This window comes from Kriegella aquimaris, from assembly GCF_900103215.1.
Classification (GTDB): Bacteria; Bacteroidota; Bacteroidia; order Flavobacteriales; family Flavobacteriaceae; genus Kriegella; species Kriegella aquimaris.
Map to the genome: position 1 here is coordinate 153,161 of NZ_FNGV01000009.1, position 20,767 is coordinate 173,927.

Genomic DNA, 20,767 nt, shown 5'->3' on the forward strand with positions numbered 1-20,767 from the left:
TGCGGGAAGCTTGAAAATCCGCAGGACTGCTTTAGACTATTTGATTTCTACTTTTTCCCCGTAAAAGCGAGGTTGGGTATTCATAAGTAAATCTAAGAACACTTTTACGCGTGCAAAGTACTCCCGAAGCTGTACTTTATAACCTTCGGATCCCGAAATATCGGTGGCATTGAACCCGATAGCCTTCAAACCTTTTGTTTCGGCCAAATAAATGGCCCGCTCGTTGTGAAACTTCTGTGAGATTATTGTCACTTGGTTTAATCCGAAAATTTCTTTCGCACGCACCATGGAATCCAACGTTCTGAAACCAGCATAGTCCAAGTATATTTTCTCTTTTGGGATTCCGTATTGCATTAAATCTTTTTTTATGGTATTCGGCTCGTTGTAGTAGATTGAGCCATTATCGCCGCTTACTAGTACGTAATCGATTTTCCCTGCTTCATAGAGTTTTACCACGGCTTCTATTCGGAAAGAATAATACGGATTTGGATGTCCGCTTCTAATCCTTTTAGAGGTTCCTAAAACGAGACCTACCCGATTTTGAGGTATTTCTTCAAGATTTGAATATGTTTTTCCTTCGGCATTCGAGTCAATGATTGCATTACATAAGAAAAGGCCTAGAAAAAAAATAATGACCATTGGTACAAGAATCCATACTATCTTTTTCTTCATTGGTCAGACAAACTGAAAACTAAAGGTAAGGAAATTCGAGGCGATTTTCTGTTTGAGATTCAGAAGCTATGAATGCCTTCCTGAAATTCATCGAATACGCCGATATCTTTACCGGTTTCATGTTTTCGGCATTAGCCTCCGTAAGCCCTCGAGTTTTGAGGATTTAGAGCAAACTGGAAGCGATAAGATATGAATAGCCAAAATCGCCTGATTTTTTGTTTACCGCAAATTATGCAACAATTGATGGCAAAATTGTAATCTTTCTTATAAAACATGTTAGATTTTTTAATGATGTCTTAGTTTTGCGCCATTTAGGAAAATCGTATTTTTCTAACCGAGAAGTATTTATTTAAACTAAACCACCAACCACAATGAAAATAGGCGTACTAAAAGAGACCCAAGATGGTGAAAGACGGGTTGCAATTACCCCCACCATTGCAAAACAGTTGATTGCTGTTGGGTTTGAAATTCTTGCCGAAGAAGGGGCTGGGGAGAACTCTTCCTTTAAAGATTCCGACTATACCGACGTAAATGTGACTATCGAAAAAAGAGCGGTCATCTTTCACGAGGCAGAAATACTCTTAAAAATCAATCCTTTTGATGAAGAAGATCTAAAATTGGTCGACGAAGGACAGATTTTGATCAGTAAGTTGTATCATAAATCGGACCCTGAACTTATTAAGGCTATTGCGGCAAGGGGGGCTACCGCTTTTTCTATGGATGCCATTCCCAGAATTTCAAGGGCTCAAGATATGGATGTGCTAAGTTCACAAAATAACTTAGCGGGATATAAGGCTGTTATTTTGGGTGCCTTTGAAATGACTAAGATATTTCCTTTGATGATGACTTCGGCAGGTACTATTGCCCCATCACGTGTATTGATTTACGGCGTTGGGGTAGCGGGATTACAGGCCATTGCCACGGCAAAACGTTTGGGTGCCGTAGTGGAGGCGACGGATATCAGGTCAGAAACCAAGGAGCAGGCCGAATCTTTGGGAGCAAAATTTATTTTGGTTGACAATGCCGGTGAAGAATCTGAAGGAGGTTACGCCAAAGAAGCGTCGGCAGATTATGCACAAAGACAAAAGGAAGCGGTCAATAAATCGCTCTTTCAAGCTGATTTGGTTATTACAACGGCCAATATTCCCGGAAGAAAGGCTCCGGTCTTGATTACGGAGGAACAGGTACTGCAGATGAAGAATGGTGCCGTAATCATTGATTTGGCCGCCGCCCAAGGTGGAAATTGTGAGGTCAGTGAAATCAATAAAACCGTTATCAGAAACGGTGTGAAGGTTATCGGTACCAGCATCGATCCAAAAAGTGTTTCTACGAACGCGAGTGATCTATATGCGAAGAATATCTACAACTATATCAGGCATCTTACTGAAGAAACTAAATTTAAATGGGATTTGGAAGAAGAAATCACTGATGAAACATTGATTGTGAAAGATGGAACCATTAGAAAAAACTAAAAAATAAAAAAATGACAGATTTTTTACAGTTTATAGAAGATAATCTTCAGATCACCTACATCCTCATTCTTTCGATATTTGTGGGTATCGAAGTAATAAAAAGTATACCTGCCGTACTGCATACCCCTTTAATGTCTGGGGCAAATGCATTGAGCGGGGTGGTAATCGTGGGGGCCATTCTGGTAATGTTACATGCTGACCCTGCCGACTATCTTGCGCTTGCCCTTGGCTTTGTCGCAGTAGTTTTGGGAGTTTTAAATGTTGTGGGTGGCTTTGCGGTTACCGATAGAATGTTGCAAATGTTTAAAAAGAAAAAATAATGGATATTTTACTGAATATTATATATCTGATCGCTACCATTACTTTTATTGTAGGTCTGAAAAAGTTAGGACATCCTGAAACAGCCAAAAAAGGGAATTTAATAGCGGCTTCCGGAATGGGCTTGGCCATCTTGGGAACAATTTTCATTCATGAATTAGCGGTTCCTCCGCTGATTTATATCTTGATTGGCTTGGCGATTCTTATAGGGTCGATTATAGGGTGGTTGATAGCCATTAAAGTGGAAATGACGAAGATGCCCGAACTGGTATCTTTGTTCAATGGGTTCGGTGGGGCTAGCGCAGCCTTGATTGGATTGGTGGAATACAGCAAAAATGTCTCCGATGTTACCCAAGCTACTACAATAGTCGCAGGGGTTATCATTGGGGCCATTACATTTTCAGGAAGTTTGATTGCCTGGGGCAAATTGAACGGCTCTCTGAAAAGTGTGGTGAAAATTCCTTTTTATAACCCTATCAATAATCTGCTTTTTATCGGAATAATTGCTTTTGCCGCATTTATGATCGCTACTGGCGTCGACAGTCAATTGCTATTGTATGCGTTGTTGGCTTCAGGGTTGGCTTATGGGGTCTTGTTTGTGCTTCCTATTGGAGGGGCAGATATGCCCGTTGTAATTTCATTATTGAATTCGTTGACCGGTATCGCAGCAGCTATCACAGGCATTTTATATGATAATATGGTAATGCTTGTTGGTGGTATTCTGGTAGGTTCTGCAGGTATTATTTTGACAATAGCGATGTGCAAGGCTATGAACAGAACCTTAGGATCGGTAATTTTTGGAGCTTTTGGTGGGGGAGAAGCCGCTGTAGTCGGTAACAAGACTTTGGGATCCATTAAGAGTACCAACCCAAGTGATGCGGCCATTATGATGAATTATGCGTCAAATGTGGTGATTGTTCCGGGGTATGGTTTGGCCGTTGCACAAGCACAACACGTAATTCATGAGTTGGAAGAAATGTTGTCTAAAAGAGGAGTCAACGTAAAATATGCCATCCACCCTGTGGCAGGTCGTATGCCGGGCCATATGAACGTTTTGTTAGCAGAATCTAATGTAGAGTATCATATGTTGGTTGAAATGGATGATATCAACCCTCAGTTCAGTAATACCGATATCGTTTTAGTGGTCGGTGCCAATGATGTGGTAAACCCTGCAGCCCATAATGACCCTGCCAGTCCGATTTATGGTATGCCCATTTTAGATGTAGAGAACGCAAAACATATCATTGTAAATAAAAGGGGTATGAATGCCGGTTATGCCGGTATTGAAAATGAACTGTTCTATAATTCTAAAACTTCGATGCTATTCGGAGATGCCAAGGCGGCACTTACCGATTTGGTCGCGGAGTTGAAGAATATGTAATGCCATTGCCTCTGGGTAAAATAGAGAAGTTCTAAGGAGACAGGTGAACCACACTTTAGATTTTATTTATATCCATAAAATTAAAGAAGGTGTTAAAAAGTCCTTATTTGCGTCATTACTAAGTACGAAGTAATACTTAAAATGGAGGTAATCATTGAACGGATTACTTCACTTCGTTCGAAAAGACTGCTTATTTTGACTTTTGTTCACCTTTTTTCTTGATTATATGGATGAGCTAAAATTCTGGTGCCTCAAGAGCCTAAAAGGAGCCACCGGTTCAAATAAACTTAAAAACTCTAATGCCATTCTAATCTCATCAGCTGAAAGTAAAGCGGCCTTTCTTTACCTTTGCGATTTTCTAGAAATTTTAATGGTATTAAGAATATTTTCAAAATGGCCAAACAAATATTAGTCATAGAAGACGAACATAATGTGGCTACCTTTATTAAACAAGGCTTGCTTGAAGCCGATTATGAAGTTTTTTTGGCCTATGAGGGTGAACAAGGTATCGAACTTTTGAGAAACAAGGAAATTGACTTGATTATCCTTGATATTATTTTGCCTAAAATGGATGGTAGGGAAGTCGCCAGAAAAATAAGAGGCCTTGGTTATGAAGATGTACCCATCATTATGCTGACTGCCTTGGGAAATACAGAAAATGTAGTCAAGGGACTCGACTCGGGTGCCGATGATTATTTGGTGAAACCTTTTAAGTTCAAAGAACTTTTAGCAAGAATACGTGCTTTGACAAGGCGAAATGGGTATGCTTTGACCACGGTACAGAAACTGGTCTTGCAAGACTTGGAGTTGGATACCGATGCAAAGACTGTGAAGAGGGCCGGCCAAGAAATCAGTTTGACGTCAACTGAATTTCGCCTGTTGGAATTTTTATTGAAAAATAAGAATAGAGTACTTAGCCGCATCGATATTCTTGAAAACGTTTGGGATATTAACTTTAATATGGGTACCAATGTCGTCGATGTTTATGTTAATTATTTACGAAATAAGATTGATAGGAACTACAATTCCAAACTCATACAGACCGTAATCGGTATGGGTTATGTTATCAAAGATTAAGTGAAATAACCGTATGCAGTTAAGAACAAAGATCACTGCCATTTTTATATTGTTAACGGGACTTTTCCAAATTGGGATTTTCGTACTTATCTATTATTTTTCAGAGGAATATACCGAAAACGAGTTCTATCTACGGCTGAGCCAAAGAGCTACTATTGCCGCTCAGGCCCATCTTGATGAAGGTGAAGTTAACGTCGATATCTACGAAGATATACGTATTCGTCATCTGCAGACCCTACCCAATGAAAGAGAGGTAATCTACCCAGTGGATGCAGAAAAAAAGAAGCCCTTGGCCAATTTTGACACTAATCTGCCCGAATCTTTTTATCAAAAGGTTTTCGATAAAGAATATGCCGAGTATAAAAAGGACGAATATTATTATACGGGACTTTTATACCACGATGCTCAAGGAGACTTTATCGTCTTGTTATCTGCAAGAGACCTTTATGGAGTGGGGAAACAAGAGAATTTGAGGAATATTCTCATCATCGCTTTTTTCGTAAGCATGATTTTCATTTCTATTTTAGGGCAGTATTACGCAAAGCAGGCGTTGAGCCCAATTTCGGAGATTATTAAAAAAGTAAATTCCATAAGGGCGGAGAGCCTTTTTCTTAGATTGGATAATGTTAGCGGAAAAGATGAACTTGCCGATTTGACCCGAACATTCAATAGTATGCTGGATAGGTTACAGATTTCATTTGATCTGCAGAGCAATTTTATCAATAATGCGTCCCATGAACTCCGAAATCCGTTGACAGCCATTCTTGGGCAGACCGAAATTGCATTAAGTAAAAGAAGAACGATACAAGAATATCGGTCCACACTTAATAATATTGATCTTGAGGCTTCAAGGCTTGATACTTTAGTAGATGGAATGCTAAAACTTGCAAAAACAGATTTTGATTCGAAAGGCTTGGTTATCGAAGCTATTCGATTAGATCAAACTGCAATCGAGATCAAGCAAAATTTAGACGTTGTAAATCCTAAAAATAGCATAAAACTTAATTTTGACCACTTACCTGAAGATGAACGTTTAATTACCATGTTGGGAAGTGAGACGCTTCTTAAGGTAGCATTGAGCAATATTTTGGAAAACGCCTGTAAGTTTTCAGATAACAAAAAAGTTACCTTAAAACTCTTGACAGATGATGGTTATATCTTTTTGATCATTACCGACGAGGGTATTGGAATTCCGTCTGACGAACTCAAGAATATTTTCGAACCTTTTTACAGGGGGTCGAATGTTCGAAATTTAGTTGGCTTTGGTTTTGGGCTTCCATTGGCCTACCGGATAATAAAACTTCATTCTGGTGACATTCGCGTTTCATCACAAGTGGGTAAGGGGACCATTGTAAAGATAAAACTCCCTACTCAGGATAAATACAATTCTTTGAAGTCTTGATAATTTTGGGTACCTAAAGACTACTTACCTTTTTGTTCAGTCCCTAATTGGTAAAACAAAGCCTTGATGGACGAAGTATATTCTATTAAGAAATTATAGCTGCGCATAATTGTGCCAGGCTAAAAAGGGAAAAACATCATTCGAAATAATACTTCGATTTCGAGGAAACAAGATTGACTAAGCCTCTTTTTAAAATTTTAATCCCATTCTAATTTCGCTCTTAAACCGTTCTAATTGTCTGCACTTACTTTCGCTGAGAAAATAATAAACAGATGAAAAAAGTACTTATTCCGACCGATTTTACCGTAGAATCGTTGCAGCTCATTGAGTATGCTATTTTAAATTTTCCTGAAGCAAAACTAGATATTATTCTTGTCCACGGTTTTAGGTTGCCCGATACACGATGGGGACTCACACATTATTCCGCAATGAGGGAAGTCAATAAACTTAATACCGATGTTTTTGCGAAAGCCAAGAATATGTTCGTTCGTGAGCACAGCGATGTGATCGGGCGTTTACGGTTTGAGTTGTTTACGGGGAACAATTCCTTTGCATTTCAAAATTTCGCGGAACAATTGGACGTAAAGGATGCGATTATCCCAAAAGGAAAATTTTTAAACGTTAATAATTCCAAATGCTTCGACCCAACTCGATTTATCAAAAAGAATATTGATAATGTAATCGAAATTCCTTTTGAGTTGACCGAGGAGTATCAAAAAGGAAGATTTTCTCTCTCAGCCCTTTTAAACTTCTAAAAATATCACCGCTATAACGGTCTGAGCGTATTCATTTTTACAAAATCAAAAAAGCTATGAAAAATTTCACAACAAGATATTTAAAATCTGATATAAAATCTGGCCTAGTGGTCTTCTTGGTTGCCTTGCCACTGTGTCTCGGTATTGCTTTGGCCAGTGGAGCTCCACTGTTTTCAGGCATCATTTCGGGTGTCGTAGGAGGACTGGTCGTGGGTGTCTTAAGTAACTCTCAATTGAGCGTCTCCGGCCCTGCGGCAGGTTTAACGGCTATTGTACTAGCTGCAATAGCTACTTTGGGTTCTTTCGAAGCTTTCTTGCTTGCCGGACTTTTGGCGGGGGTTATCCAATTGATATTGGGTTTCGTAAAAGCAGGCATTATTTCAAATTACCTGCCGTCCAATGTTATTGAAGGAATGCTTGCTGCGATAGGTATTATCATTATGCTATCACAGATTCCGCATGCCGTAGGGTTCGACGAGATGCACGAAGGGGATTATTTTTATGTCAACCCGGCCGGTGAACACCAAATTTTTCAAACGTTTGCCAATACCGTTAATTTTATCCATCCGGGAGCTGTTGTAGTGGTTTTAGTTTCTCTCGCTATTTTGATTGCCTTTATAAAAGTCCCATTTTTGAAAAAAATCAAGGCTATACCTGGTGCCCTAGTGGCCGTATTGGGTGGAATTGCAATTAACGAGGTTTTTAAATTAACAGGCTCATCATTGGTTATTAGCGAAGGTCACCTCGTAAGCCTACCCGTGCCCGAATCGATTGGTGAATTTTGGAACCAGTTCAGTTTTCCCGATTTTACCCAGATTGGTAATACAGATGTTTGGATTGTAGCGCTTACAATTGCGGCAGTCGCGAGCATTGAGACCTTGCTGTGCATCGAAGCGGCCGACAAACTAGACCCTTTGAAGCGTTATACCAATACCAATACCGAGTTAAAAGCTCAGGGGGTCGGAAATATAATAAGTAGTTTGATAGGGGGCATACCGATGACTTCTGTTATTGTAAGAACTTCTACAAACGTTGACTCGGGTGGTAAAACGAAGATCGCCGCCATTGCACATGCTGCTTTTTTGTTGCTTGCGGTTGTTGCACTTCCTTCTTTTATGAACAAGATTCCTTTAGCATCCCTAGCGGCCGTTCTACTGGTAATCGGTTACAAATTGGCTAGTCCTGCTAAATTCTTGCATATGTGGTCCAACAGTAAAAAATTTCAGTTTATACCCTTTGTTGTCACCATTGTAGCCATTGTACTCACAGATCTTTTGATGGGGGTAGGTATAGGATTGGCTGTAAGTATCTATTTTATTCTTAGGGGGAATCTGAAACTTGCTTACTTTTTCAAGAAAGACAAACATATCGAAGGGGAAACCATACAAATGGAATTGGCACAGGAGGTTTCTTTCTTGAACAAGGCCGCCATAAAACAGACTTTCATCCATTTACCCGAAAATAGTAAAATCGTCATAGATGCCTCGAACACGGTATATATAGACCACGACGTGCTGCATCTGATAAAAGATTTTGTGTATCATGGTTCTAGGGATAAGAATATCTGGGTTGAGCTAATAGGCTTTAGAAAGGAATATCGAATAGAGAACTCGGCTTCCCATGTTACTTCCATAGTTTCCGATAATGGTAGTCTGGTATCCCCAAACAATATCACGAATGGGGCGAAGGTTCCCTCTAATGTACTCTTGGTAAGGGAGCTGAGTCGGGCTTGATGACTCTGGCGTTGCCAAAAAGTCGATAATGCCGCATGACAATAGATTAACAAGTAACTTATAGGACAAAGGCTAAAGAGTTAAAATAGCATAATATGTTTTTTAAGGAAACTTAGAGAAGAAAAAGCCAAGATTATAAATCTTGGCTTTTTTTGTTTCGGTTATGTTTTGTCCTGTCGGTGTTAATTTGGTCGGCAGTGGCCGCCAAAGGGGCTAATAGGATATCTTTTTTATCTGGCTGTTAGAAAAGTAAAATAAAAACCCTGAAAATCAAATGATTAACAGGGTTAGTTGTACTCGAGACGGGACTTGAACCCGTACGGACTAATGTCCATTGGATTTTAAGTCCAACTCCTTTTGACTTTATATGGTACTATATGGCCTTATAATCAGTTGTTTATGAATTGTTTACAAATTTATTAAATTAGAATAATACAAGTAAAACCGCCATTTGTTGTACCTATGTTGTACCAATTTTTGTATCTTTAAATAGATTAATTACGATTATGGCATCAAGTGTAAAAGTAACATTACGTAAAAAACCGAACAAACAAGGACAATATCCCCTTGCGGTACGAATAACCAAAGATAGACGAACTTCATATCTCTACACAGGTCAATTTATTGAGCTAAAGTATTGGGATGCTTCAGGACGTGTAGTTAGAAAATCACATCCCAATGCAGCCAGGCTGAATAATCTCCTTCTTGCAAAGTTGTCAGAAGCAAATAAGAAGTTACTGGACCTTCAGACAACAAATACTGATATCTCGTCTAAGCAAATCAAAAAGGAGATTAGCGCCCCTCTAAATAAAACCACATTTAAGGAGTTGTCGGAAAGCTATCTTCTGGAAATTAAGGCAAATGGGAAACTGAGCCGATATGCTTCCGATAAAGTTCGTGTGAATCACTTACAGTGTTTTGCAGAAAATAATTATTTGACGTTTAAGGAAATTGATGAAGCTTTTCTCAGACGTTTCATGAGTTATTTGAAAGTTACTAAAAAGGTCTCTCAACGAAGTATTGTCAATAATCTAGTGGTTATTCGAACACTATATAATAGAGCCATTAAACAAGGAATTGTTGATAGGAAACATTACCCCTTTGGCGCAGATAAAATCCGTATCAAGTTTCCCGAAACGGAGAAAGTTGGGCTAACCATTGAAGAAATTCAAAATATAGAGGAATTGAATAATTTATCCAAACAGGAATGTCATGTTCGAAATGTTTGGCTCTTCAGTTTTTATTTGGCAGGTATGCGGGTCAGCGATGTGCTGCAAATAAGATGGAATGATATTTATGATGACCGCTTGCATTACCGTATGAACAAGAACGATAAATTACTATCCCTAAAGTTGCCCAATAAGCTTTTGCCCATTTTACAGCAATATGTAGTGGATAAAGTAAACGATACCGATTTTATCTTTCCAGAAATGAAGAAGGCGAATATGGAAAGCATGCAGGATATTTTTGCTAAGACGAAGACTGCAACCAAAAAGTTCAATAAATACCTCAAATCTATTGCTCAAAAGGCGAAAATGGACAAGAAACTTACCATGCATATTGCCAGACATAGTTTTGGTAACATAGCAGGGGATAAGATTCCTATTCAGATGCTTCAAAAGTTATATCGCCATTCTTCCGTAACCACAACAATCAATTACCAAGCGAATTTCATGCATAAGGATGCAGATGATGCCTTGGAAAAAGTGATAAACTTTTAGCGGTATGAACAAATTATCGTTTAAATTATATGGTCATTCTTATGCTCTATCTTCTTAGAATTGTTTCGTTATTTACCTTTTGTCTGTTAAACATGAGAATCCTTTAAAGTTATAGGACATTATTACTATTCCTTTTGAACTAGTGCTAAGAAGAGTAACATACTGTGTTGCCAACCATTAAGTGAATGCTATTTATTGTCGAGATTAAATCTAGATATGTACCAGCGACCTTCTGGTTATGAGTTTGAAAAAAATCTCGAATTTTAGCGTTTTTAGACGGTAAATGCTATAAAACTGTTTAGCGGACTTTTTACTGTATCAGCACTAATTTTTTTGTCTCTCACGAAAAGGTAAACAATAATTTTTTTGGAGAAATTTTTTGATTATGGCACACCTCAATGAGAATGTCACTTATTTCCATTGCGGAATTTTTCAAACAAAACAAATAAAAGAACACTGTCGTTCTTAAAAGCTTCACGTATTTTGGTAAATGCAATCCGCATTTGTGATTCAACGGTTTTGATTGAGATTCCCATTTGCGCTGCAATTTCCTTGTACCCTATACCTTGCACTTTATTCATCTGGATAATTTTTCTACACTTGGGTGGTAGGGTTTCAATTATCTCTTTCATTTTCTGAATGCGCATTTCTTGCATTTCTGAATCTTCCTCAATTCTATCTATCAATGCACGTTCCCAAATTTGATCTAATAGTTTTTCTTGTTTTTTGGTCTTCTTGATGGTATCAATATACCTATTGTAGGCGATGGCATAGAGGTATCCTTTTGGGGATTTGGTTTCATCCAATTTCGATTTATCCTCCCAAAATCGAATAAACGCATGCTGAACAATATCTTCCGACTGAAATTTATCATGGGTGTAGGTGGTAATATAGGCCACAAGGCGGCTATAATATGTGGTAAATAGATATTTGAAAGCACTCCGGTCTCCCCTTTTCATGGCTATCACAGCCTCGACTTCGTTCATATCAACAGGGTATTGGTTTGTTTGGTAATTGAAATTTAGATGCGAATATCAAATTTTTTTTAATTTTTTTTAAGGGTTTAATAAAATTTTAAAGTATTGGTTGTGTAATGTGTAATGAGGGTAACTTCAAAAAGAGCTAAAACAAGAGTATTCTACGCGAAAATATAATGAAAAAAAATATCACCAAACTGCTTATTGGTACAATTACGGAAAAGGAGATTATTGAGCTTCGGGATTGGTTGGAAAATCCAAAAAACAGGACTATTCTTGAATCGTATGTTCGGGACTATCATGATTTGAATTTAACCACACTAAAAAGTAATCTCGATGAAGCCTACAATAAGGTGAGTCGTCAAATAGATAAGAAAGAAAAACCCGTTAAAACGTTGTTCCCAAATTGGACGAAGTATGCTGCTGCGATTGTAATACTATTTGGTTTGGGGTTTTTATTTCAACAAGGCTTCTTTTCTCTGCAGGACCATAAGTTTCCAGTGCCCCAAGAAACATTCATAACCTTGGAATTGGATAATGGTACCATTCAGACCATTGATGTTAATGGGACCAAAGAAGTTAGGGATTCTGAAGGGAATGTTGTAGGAGACCAAAACCAAAATCAAATTAGTTATAGCCAGGCAAACCAGAAGGAAGAATTGGTATATAACACCTTGACTATACCTAATGGAAAAAAGTTTCAGATTGAGCTTTCAGATGGGACTTTAGTACATCTAAATGCCGGGAGTTCTTTAAAATATCCCATAAATTTTTTAAGCAAAGAACCAAGGCAGGTGTTTCTGTCAGGGGAGGCCTATTTTAATGTAGCAAGAAATGAATTAAGCCCATTCATTGTTAACGTGGACCAACTGGACGTAAAGGTGTTAGGTACAGAATTTAATGTCTCGGCCTATACTGAGGATATTAGTATCGATGTTGTTTTGGTAAAAGGAGCGGTGATTCTTGGTAAAATGAGGAAATCGGAGGAGGAGGTTATTAGGTTGTCACCAGGTCAAAAGGGATCTTACGGTTATGATTCCCGAGACATTTTGGTAAGTGCCGTAAATACCGATCTATACACTTCTTGGATGCAGGGTCAATTGGTTTTTAGGAATTTAACCTTTAACCAGATTTTGGCGAAATTGGAACGCCATTACAATATAGAAATTGAGAATATGAACACCGATTTGGGTCAAGAAGTTTTTAATGCCAGTTTTAACAATGTTAAAATTGAGGAGGTGCTTAGTTTTTTTAATGATGCCCATAAAATCGATTATGAGATAAAAAATAACAAGATAATTATCAAGTAAAAGAAGAGTAGAACCAAAAAACAGATAAATATGATGTAGCCTACCGAATACCACTTATGACACTTTGTTTTCAATAAAACAAAACCGGAAAATGTTGGAGCATTTTCCGGTTGTAAAGGGTGATCATGATTATTTACATAACCACAATAAAACAATCAAAAATATGAAAAAACCACTTAACCAATGGAGGTCGGACAAGCCTTTGTTGAAATTTGACTTAAAAATGAAACTTACTACATTGTTATTGATAACGACCTTGTTGGGGTTGCATGCCAATAACAGTTACGCCCAAAAGACGAAGGTGACATTGAATGTTGAGAATTCAACAGTTCGAAGCATTATCGACAATATTGAATCTAAGACGGAGTTCCGATTTATTTACAAGACAAAACAAATTGATTTAGAGCGCAAAGTATCGCTAAGGGTTGATAAAGAGTATATAGAAACCGTGCTAAATAGGTTGTTCCGTGATACAAGTACAATATATAAGGTTAGGGGCACTCATATCATTTTAAGGCGGAACCAAGAAAAAAAAATATCTACGACCGAAATCTTCAAAAATGGTCCGATAGACCAGATGCAAGACTTTATAGCTACTGGTGTCATTACTGATTCCGACGGGGTTCCCCTACCAGGTGCGAATATCATCGAAAAGGGCACCACGAATGGGGTCACCGCAGACTTTGATGGGGGTTTTTCCATTTCAGTCAAAGATGAAAATGCCGTTTTAGTAGTTTCCTATATAGGTTTTTCGAATAAAGAGGTGCCTATCAATGGTCAAACGAATATTTCCGTGATGTTGGAGGAGAATGCAGCAGGGTTAGATGAAGTTGTTGTGGTTGGTTACGGTACGCAGAAGAAAAGAGATGTATTGGGTAGTATTGCTACGGTAAAATCGGACGTACTGGAAGATTCATCAGGAGCTAGTAACTTCACATCTTTGTTACAAGGCCAGGCAGCAGGTGTGAGCGTTCAAACATCTACCGGTAGGTTGGGCTCAGGTGTAGACGTTAAAATACGTGGGTTGAGTTCGATAAGTGCCGGAACTAGTCCGTTATGGATTGTAGACGGAGTACCAATTATTGCCGGAGCGGGTTCAAGTGCCGAGTATACTTCTGAACAATCACCTTTTTCGTTGATTAACCAAGCGGATATTGAATCGATTGAGATATTAAAAGATGCTGCGGCCACTTCTATATATGGTTCAAGAGGCTCTAATGGTGTAATAATCATTACCACTAAAACTGGACGAAAAGGCAAGACATCCATTAATCTTGATTATAGTACAGGTGTTTCAGACCTACCCTTCCAAAGAGTAGATTTTGTCAATACAGAAGAATGGTTTGAGATAAGGGACAAAGCAAAAAAATCTTATGGCTTGGGTGATTATAGCATGACAGATTATTATGCGGGTTCGGTATATTTAACAGAGCAACTTACTCTGGAACAGGCCAAATCAATCGATACCAATTGGTTTCAGGAAGCTATGCAAAATGGTAGTTTTCAAAGTATAAATCTATCAGCGTCTGGCGGTTCGGAGAAAGCGGATTATTTTATTTCCTCAAATTACCGAAAGGATAAAGGAGTGATGCTAAATGATGATCTTGAGCGATATGGTTTCCGTACAAACGTAAATTTGACCAGTTCCGATAACTTTAAAGTAGGAGCAAAACTGAATTTTTCATTGTCAAACAGCAACAGAGGTAAGAACTTTGGCACATCAAGTAGCGGAAATAAAGATGCTCGTTCTGGGGGATTTGCTTTTTTGAACACGAGTGCACAAACATTTAACCCGGTTTATAGTTTGGCAAACCCCAAAGAATATTTCAATCCCTATGTTGGAAATCCGGTTGCCCTTAGTGATCGCGATAATATGGTTCAAGATGTTGAAATGTACCGTACTTTGGCAAGTTTATATGGAGAGTATGCTCTGCCATTCTTACCCCAACTCTCAGTGAGGTCTGAATTATCTCTTGATTTTGTGCAGGTTAATAGAAATACATGGTTGTCCGATGAGATTCGTTGGGATGGTTCATGGGCCGATGATTTTGCAAACACTATTAGAACATTCAATTACAATTTGTTCTTAAAGTACGATAAAACTTTTGGCGACCATAATATTATTGCAATTGGAGGTGCGGAAGCTCAGCGTAGCAAGTCGTGGAGCCGTCGGATGCAAGGGGAGGATTTAGTAGGGAATTATAAGCAACTAGGCTCTCCAAGTCAAATGACCTCGATGTATTCCGGACTAGGAGGAGAAAGTTATTTGTTAGCTTATTTTGGTCGGGCGAATTACAAGTTTAAAGATAAGTATTTAGCGGGGATCAGTGTTCGTCGCGATGGGTCATCAGTATTTACCCCAGATTACCGATGGGGTACTTTCATGGCTTTTTCGGCAGGCTGGATAATGTCTGATGAAAATTTTATGAAAGGATTTGGGGCCAATAATTTTTTGAAGTTAAGAGGTAGTTTTGGACAGACAGGTAACGCGGGTATCCCAAGTGGATTGGACGCATTTAAATATACCCCAGGAAATGCCTATGGCAGTGCAGATATATTTGCAACAAATGGAACATTGGTTTCAAGTATTGGGGTTTCTAATTTAACATGGGAAACAACTAATAATTTTGATGTTGGGTTGGATTATGGATTATTAAATAACCGCATTAATGGTTCACTGGCTTATTATAATAAGTATGTCAAAGATTTACTTTTGGCGACACAGTTGCCCCAATCATCAGGTATAAGCACAATTTATGGAAACATCGGTGATCTTGTTAATTCAGGGATAGAATTTAATGTGAGTTCAATAAATATTAGTAAGCCAGATTTTAAATGGCAAACCACTTTTAATATTGCATCTAATCACAATGAAGTGAAAAAACTAGTTCCAAGAATCGATGCAGACGGAGCTGGTATGGTGAGTTATGTTAATATTACTAAAACCGGCTATGCTGTGCGTGAATACTATTTAGCTGATTTTGCAGGTGTAGATCCCGAATCTGGGATATCTATGCTATATGCTCTTGATAAGGATTATTATGACGAGACTAATGAAACACGTAGGTTGAAAGATGAAAATGGAGAAGATGTGAAAATTATTAATAGCAATTCGAATGCCAATGCTAATAAATTTCACTTAAAAGGAAAGAATTCCATTCCTGCATATTATGGTGGTCTAACCAATAGTTTTAGTTATAAGGGGTTTGATTTAAACCTGTTGATTACGTTTTCAGGGGGTAACTACATTTTTGATAGTTTTTATAGAGATATGGCTACCGATTATAGTGGTACAAGGCGTATGCTGAAGGACGTGTATGATGATTATTGGAAGTCTCCAGGTGATGATGCGAAATTTCAACAAGTAAATTGGAATTCAAATATTAAATTAGAAGATGGCACCACAATCGGTCTTGGTGATCCGCGAACCAATACCGACCAATTTTTATTTAAAGGAGACTATGTGAAGTTTAAGTCTGCGACTTTGGGATATACCGTACCTAAATCGACAAAAGTCGGGAGTTTGTTCGAAGGTTTGAGATTGTATACCACGGTTGAAAATCTACACACAATAACAAAATATCCAGGATGGGATCCTGAAGGGAGTGCCACATCGTGGGATCTACCTCAGTTATTTTCTTCAACATTTGGTGTCTCCATTAAATTCTAAATCCATAATCATGAAAAAAGTTTTATTTTATATAGTACTATTACTGGCCACTATCTCTTGTGAAAATGAAGAATTTTTTGAACTGGAAAGGCCCGTTCAAAGACCGTGGTTGAATTTAACTGAATTTGAAAGAGCTCCCATAGGAGCTTATAGAGAAATTTTTTCAACAAACCTAAGTTGGGGCAATGGATTTAATTATTGGTATTTGTACAAAAACGCGGTTGGCGATGATGTTGCTTGGGCAACACCAGGGGACGCCGCTTGGGGATGGTATCGTGACACTGAAAACGAAAAGGCGTGGTTGTCAGAAATGTTCACGGATTGTTATAAGACGATATCGTCTGTAAATGATGCCATTCAATATGTTGAGGAAAATAATGGGAATCCCTATCCAGACATTAACGAAGCAGACAAAGTAAATAATCTTGAACGAATTGTAGGGGAGCTTTATTTTTTAAGAGGTTTTTCATATTATATGGTTGCAACTACTTTTGGCGATGCCTATGAGCCGGGGGGAGTCAATGGTGCGCAACAAATACCTTTAAGAATAGTAAGAGCAAGTTCTTATGAGGAAGCAGCTAATTCAAAAATTGGCATGACTGAAGAAATCTGGAATCAAATGCTTTCTGATTTTCAAACAGCCTACGAGATGCTTCCTGAGCGATATATTCCCGGAATAATGCATGTTTCGTATCAGGCGGGAAGGGCCAATAAATTTGCGGCCGCTGCTATGTTGGCCCGGATATATTTTGGAATGGGAAATTATACTAAGGCAGAGGAATATAGCAGTTTTGTTATTGATGAGAATAATGGTGACTATGACTTAAGTGAAGACCCCATTGAAGCCTTCAACAAAAGTACCCTAGCGCGTGCAAAGGAGACCATTATGTACACACCGTGTTATGATGAAACTTTTGGCAATCAAAATTTGCATGCCGCAACTTTTAGTAATCTTCTAATTGACAATCCAGTTCCTTGGGTAGCTACTCACATGGATTATGCAACTGCACAGCGCTTAGGGTGGATGTCTGATCCTAAAAATGACACAACCATTACCATTTTGGCTAGAAGGGATAAACGCTTTCAACAATTAATGGCATTTCGCGGAGCTTCTAATGTGCCGGAGTCAGATAGAATAGAAGGAATCTATTACGAAACACGGACGAATTTAATGTGGAGGACCATACTTGCGAGTAAATATTTTAGAGGTCCTGGGGGGAGATATACCAATGTTCCAACCCTACGTTTGGCCGAAATGTACCTGACTCGGGCTATATGTCGATTTAGGGGTGGTGATAAAGAAGGCGCCGCATCCGATTTAAACGTGGTAAGAAAACGAGCATGGGATGAATCGATTGCCGGTGAGCCTTATGAATTTTCGGATAGTCATGTTACATCAAGTAATGTTACAGAGCAAATGATCAATGATGAACGCTTGATTGAAATGTTTATGGAGGGTGATAGAATAGATTATTTGAGAGGATTAAAAGTAGATGTTCCGAACAATGAGCCGGAAAGAGGAGTTCCTGCGTCTGTTCCTTATACCGATAAAGGGTTTGTTTGGCCAATCCCAATTAATGAAACCGAATTGAATCAGGGATATGGTAATTAAACAGAATCAGCTTAAATCGCTACAGGTAGAATGTTATCTAAACCATAGATTGCTAATAAATTGTATGCTTTGTCTGTTCCATGCAAGCTGTGGAGCCGGTAAGAGTTTATTTTAATAATAAATTCTGGCATAAATAATTTTAAAGAACCAATCTGCCAGTGTGAATCAATCATTGGCAGATTGATTATTGATAGGTAAGCCCATAATTTTATCTCTTGTATACAAAAAGCTTTGAACAGTCGGGAATAACCATAAATAAATTAAAGCCTAAATGATTTTTATATTCCTTCTAATATTGACATCATAGATCATTTATAGGAATATCAAAATAAAACCAGATGATGAGTGGTTTTTAAAAAAGTGGGACAACAAATTAAGTAAGTAATCCATTTCGTGTATGCAAAAAAAATCCGCGATGAAAGGATTAAAAAAAAAGCTGCTTACTGTGCTACAAATTATCTCTTTGGTATATATTCCGAAAAAGCGAATAAAACTTTCTTTTGCCTTGCGCAGATAGATAAAACAAGTACCACAGTATTTTCTACTGCTGATTAAACAGGTGAAGTTGCCAATTGCATTATCATTTTTGGACAAGCTTTCTGTATAGCTTGTTTTATATATAGGATGTATGGAACATATACTTTCTGCAAAGTATGGCCTATTAATTTGGTTTCATATCGAAACTAATTATAGTTTAATATATTAATGTATTTTTTATACATTTATCACATATAATGGTAAATAATTGCATAATTAATTAAAATGTCCGCAGAAAAATCCTATACTAACGAATTGCTTGTTACTCAGTTTAGAAACGGTAACAAACAGGCGTTTCAGAAGCTTTTTGAGCTGTATTGGGAATCAATGTTTGTACAAGCTAAAGCTATACTTTCGGATGGAGAAATAGCAAAAGATGTAGTTCAGGAAATTTGGGTTGAACTATGGAAAAGTAAAGAAAATAAGGTAATTGTAAATTTCGAGGCTTATATTTTTAAAGCGGTCAGGTATGGTTGTTTTAAATATTTAAGAGATAATAAGTTCAATGCCGTTCAGCTTTATGTTATCGATTCATTACAGTTATCTAACCATGATGTTGAAAATCAACATGATCTAGAGGAGACTCAAATCGTTATTGCCAATTCTTTAAAAGAATTGTCCCCAAGGTGTCAACAAATTTTTCGATTAAGCCGAATTGAAGATAATAGTAATGAAGAAATTGCTTTACATTTGGGCATATCAAAGCGCTCGGTTGAAAATCAAGTTTCCTTGGCATTAAAAGCTATCAGGGAAAACTTGGGAATTCTACATAACGTACCCTTCATCATTTTTTTTCTTTGTTGATTAGCTTTTATAGAGCAGAGCGTCGTGTAAAAAAATACTTCAAACTATAAATTCCGGTCCTGATTTATTATTCTCGAACCCTACAAATCTCGTTATAGTTGTTAAATTAATGTTAAATGTCCAAATTTGATGTGTGTTGCATGTCTGAAAAGGTACATCTAAATATAGGGTTAAAACTATGCGCGAACAGGAATTCCGGAAATTATTGGATAAGTATCTTAATGGCTCTATATCCGATGAAGAAAAAAAAATTCTCGAAAAATTTAATGAGAATATGATTTCAATAAACGATAGTCCGCATTTTAAAGATGAATCGAATAAAATTGAAATTAAGGAATCTTTATGGAAAGATATCAAAGTCGAAAGCAGGTTTAATAAGAAGAAAACAGGTTTCTGGAGAATAGCTGCAGCGAGTGCAGCTGTATTTATAGGAATAATGACTTTAGGATATCTCTACATCTACAATACAAGGGCGACTTCGCTAGATATCATTCCTGAGAATGCCATCACCTTGGAACTTGAAGACGGAAGGCTTGAAATTATTGAAGAAAATGGTTCTGTGCAAGTGACCGACAAGAAGGGCGCCGTACTTGGTCAACAAAAAGGAAATCGATTGGAGTACTCGGAAACTGGCAATGCAGAGGAGCTCATTTTTAATACGCTGACAATACCTTTTGGCAAAAAATTTGAATTAAAACTTTCTGACGGCTCGAAGGCTTTTCTCAACTCTGGGTCTTCCATAAAATATCCAGTAAAATTTTTAGATGGTCAAGATAGAAGTGTCTTTATTTCGGGCGAGGCCTATCTCAATGTTGCAAAAGATTCAGCACACCCCTTTATTGTAAATGCCGGTAAATTGAATGTTCGTGTTTTAGGCACAGCATTCAACGTTTCTGCGTATCCAGAAGATGAAACGACGGAAGTCGTGCTTGTAGAGGGGTCGGTCAGTCTTTCAAGTGAATCGAAAAATGAGGGCAATGAAGATGTGGTAATGTTGGAACCGGGGTTTAAAGGTGTTTTAGATAAAAGAGACAAGAATATCACTAAAAATCAAGTCATTACGGCTATGTATACTTCTTGGATAGATGGCAAGTTAGTTTTCCGGGATATGACCTTTGAAAACATTGTCAAAAGACTTGAAAGGCATTATAATATTTCAATTGTAAATAAGAATAAATCATTGTCAACTAAGAAATTCAATGCTAATTTTGGGGATGAGCCGATTGAAAAAGTGCTCGAAGAACTCAAATCGAATTATGGCATTAAGTTTAAAATAATTGATAATAGTCAAGTAATAATTGAATGAAAAACGAATTATGAACCATG

15 protein-coding genes are annotated in these 20,767 nt (G+C 37.8%); 13 read left to right on the top strand and 2 right to left on the bottom strand.

The window, feature by feature from the left end; genetic code table 11:
- Positions 1–36: 36 nt before the first annotated feature.
- Entirely contained in the window at positions 37–672 is a 636-nt protein-coding gene (locus BLS33_RS16905) for a SanA/YdcF family protein (RefSeq protein ID WP_089892218.1), read from the bottom strand.
- Between the two features lie 371 nt (positions 673–1,043).
- On the opposite strand from BLS33_RS16905, the gene BLS33_RS16910 reads away from it, so the two are divergent.
- The 8 genes from BLS33_RS16910 to BLS33_RS16950 all read left to right on the top strand — a co-directional run bounded on the left by BLS33_RS16910 (position 1,044) and on the right by BLS33_RS16950 (position 10,531).
- A complete protein-coding gene (locus BLS33_RS16910) occupies positions 1,044–2,144 on the top strand; it encodes a Re/Si-specific NAD(P)(+) transhydrogenase subunit alpha (RefSeq protein WP_089892221.1) in 1,101 nt (366 codons plus the stop codon).
- A gap of 11 nt (positions 2,145–2,155) precedes the next feature.
- Entirely contained in the window at positions 2,156–2,464 is a 309-nt protein-coding gene (locus BLS33_RS16915; protein WP_089892224.1) for an NAD(P) transhydrogenase subunit alpha part 2, read from the top strand.
- The gene (locus BLS33_RS16920; RefSeq protein ID WP_089892227.1) at positions 2,464–3,843 is read left to right on the top strand and encodes an NAD(P)(+) transhydrogenase (Re/Si-specific) subunit beta; all 1,380 of its coding nucleotides are present in this window, start codon (positions 2,464–2,466) and stop codon (positions 3,841–3,843) included. Before BLS33_RS16915 ends, BLS33_RS16920 begins: the two co-directional genes overlap by 1 nt.
- A 393-nt stretch (positions 3,844–4,236) precedes the next feature.
- On the top strand, positions 4,237–4,920 hold the full coding sequence (locus BLS33_RS16930) for a response regulator transcription factor (RefSeq protein WP_089892232.1): 684 nt from the start codon (positions 4,237–4,239) through the stop codon (positions 4,918–4,920).
- A 13-nt stretch (positions 4,921–4,933) separates the two neighbouring features.
- Positions 4,934–6,322, top strand: a complete 1,389-nt coding sequence (locus BLS33_RS16935; protein WP_089892235.1) for a sensor histidine kinase — start codon at positions 4,934–4,936, stop codon at positions 6,320–6,322.
- Between the two features lie 272 nt (positions 6,323–6,594).
- The gene (locus BLS33_RS16940; RefSeq protein WP_089892238.1) at positions 6,595–7,077 is read left to right on the top strand and encodes a universal stress protein; all 483 of its coding nucleotides are present in this window, start codon (positions 6,595–6,597) and stop codon (positions 7,075–7,077) included.
- 56 nt (positions 7,078–7,133) lie between these two features.
- Positions 7,134–8,810 (top strand): SulP family inorganic anion transporter, encoded by a 1,677-nt coding sequence (locus BLS33_RS16945; protein ID WP_089892241.1) that lies wholly within the window; start codon positions 7,134–7,136, stop codon positions 8,808–8,810.
- 506 nt (positions 8,811–9,316) lie between these two features.
- Positions 9,317–10,531, top strand: a complete 1,215-nt coding sequence (locus BLS33_RS16950) for a site-specific integrase (RefSeq protein WP_089892244.1) — start codon at positions 9,317–9,319, stop codon at positions 10,529–10,531.
- A gap of 407 nt (positions 10,532–10,938) precedes the next feature.
- Here the strand turns inward: BLS33_RS16950 and BLS33_RS16955 are convergent, their stop codons facing one another.
- Positions 10,939–11,517: an RNA polymerase sigma factor gene (locus tag BLS33_RS16955; protein ID WP_089892247.1), complete on the bottom strand. Its 579-nt coding sequence runs from the start codon at positions 11,515–11,517 to the stop codon at positions 10,939–10,941.
- A 167-nt stretch (positions 11,518–11,684) separates the two neighbouring features.
- On the opposite strand from BLS33_RS16955, the gene BLS33_RS16960 reads away from it, so the two are divergent.
- The 5 genes from BLS33_RS16960 to BLS33_RS16980 all read left to right on the top strand — a co-directional run bounded on the left by BLS33_RS16960 (position 11,685) and on the right by BLS33_RS16980 (position 20,747).
- Positions 11,685–12,818: a FecR family protein gene (locus BLS33_RS16960; RefSeq protein ID WP_089892250.1), complete on the top strand. Its 1,134-nt coding sequence runs from the start codon at positions 11,685–11,687 to the stop codon at positions 12,816–12,818.
- A gap of 163 nt (positions 12,819–12,981) precedes the next feature.
- Entirely contained in the window at positions 12,982–16,488 is a 3,507-nt protein-coding gene (locus BLS33_RS16965; protein ID WP_176801417.1) for a TonB-dependent receptor, read from the top strand.
- Positions 16,489–16,498: 10 nt separating this feature from the next.
- Positions 16,499–18,100 carry a RagB/SusD family nutrient uptake outer membrane protein gene (locus tag BLS33_RS16970; protein ID WP_089892256.1) on the top strand — a complete coding sequence of 534 codons (1,602 nt, stop codon included), beginning with the start codon at positions 16,499–16,501 and terminating at the stop codon, positions 18,098–18,100.
- Positions 18,101–18,862: 762 nt separating this feature from the next.
- Positions 18,863–19,441, top strand: coding sequence for an RNA polymerase sigma factor (locus BLS33_RS16975; protein ID WP_089892259.1), 579 nt, complete (start codon positions 18,863–18,865; stop codon positions 19,439–19,441).
- A gap of 178 nt (positions 19,442–19,619) precedes the next feature.
- Entirely contained in the window at positions 19,620–20,747 is a 1,128-nt protein-coding gene (locus BLS33_RS16980; RefSeq protein ID WP_089892262.1) for a FecR family protein, read from the top strand.
- Positions 20,748–20,767 lie beyond the last annotated feature (20 nt).

Excerpts from the sequence above, each read along its gene's own strand:
- BLS33_RS16955 (WP_089892247.1), bottom strand. The coding sequence starts at position 11,517 with ATGAACGAAGTCGAGGCTGTGATAGCCATGAAAAGGGGAGACCGGAGT.
- BLS33_RS16905 (WP_089892218.1), bottom strand. The coding sequence starts at position 672 with ATGAAGAAAAAGATAGTATGGATTCTTGTACCAATGGTCATTATTTTT.
- BLS33_RS16910 (WP_089892221.1), top strand. The coding sequence starts at position 1,044 with ATGAAAATAGGCGTACTAAAAGAGACCCAAGATGGTGAAAGACGGGTT.
- BLS33_RS16945 (WP_089892241.1), top strand. The coding sequence starts at position 7,134 with ATGAAAAATTTCACAACAAGATATTTAAAATCTGATATAAAATCTGGC.
- BLS33_RS16975 (WP_089892259.1), top strand. The coding sequence starts at position 18,863 with ATGTCCGCAGAAAAATCCTATACTAACGAATTGCTTGTTACTCAGTTT.
- BLS33_RS16935 (WP_089892235.1), top strand. The coding sequence starts at position 4,934 with ATGCAGTTAAGAACAAAGATCACTGCCATTTTTATATTGTTAACGGGA.
- BLS33_RS16915 (WP_089892224.1), top strand. The coding sequence starts at position 2,156 with ATGACAGATTTTTTACAGTTTATAGAAGATAATCTTCAGATCACCTAC.
- BLS33_RS16920 (WP_089892227.1), top strand. The coding sequence starts at position 2,464 with ATGGATATTTTACTGAATATTATATATCTGATCGCTACCATTACTTTT.
- BLS33_RS16940 (WP_089892238.1), top strand. The coding sequence starts at position 6,595 with ATGAAAAAAGTACTTATTCCGACCGATTTTACCGTAGAATCGTTGCAG.
- BLS33_RS16930 (WP_089892232.1), top strand. The coding sequence starts at position 4,237 with ATGGCCAAACAAATATTAGTCATAGAAGACGAACATAATGTGGCTACC.
- BLS33_RS16960 (WP_089892250.1), top strand. The coding sequence starts at position 11,685 with ATGAAAAAAAATATCACCAAACTGCTTATTGGTACAATTACGGAAAAG.
- BLS33_RS16970 (WP_089892256.1), top strand. The coding sequence starts at position 16,499 with ATGAAAAAAGTTTTATTTTATATAGTACTATTACTGGCCACTATCTCT.
- BLS33_RS16980 (WP_089892262.1), top strand. The coding sequence starts at position 19,620 with ATGCGCGAACAGGAATTCCGGAAATTATTGGATAAGTATCTTAATGGC.
- BLS33_RS16950 (WP_089892244.1), top strand. The coding sequence starts at position 9,317 with ATGGCATCAAGTGTAAAAGTAACATTACGTAAAAAACCGAACAAACAA.
- BLS33_RS16965 (WP_176801417.1), top strand. The coding sequence starts at position 12,982 with ATGAAAAAACCACTTAACCAATGGAGGTCGGACAAGCCTTTGTTGAAA.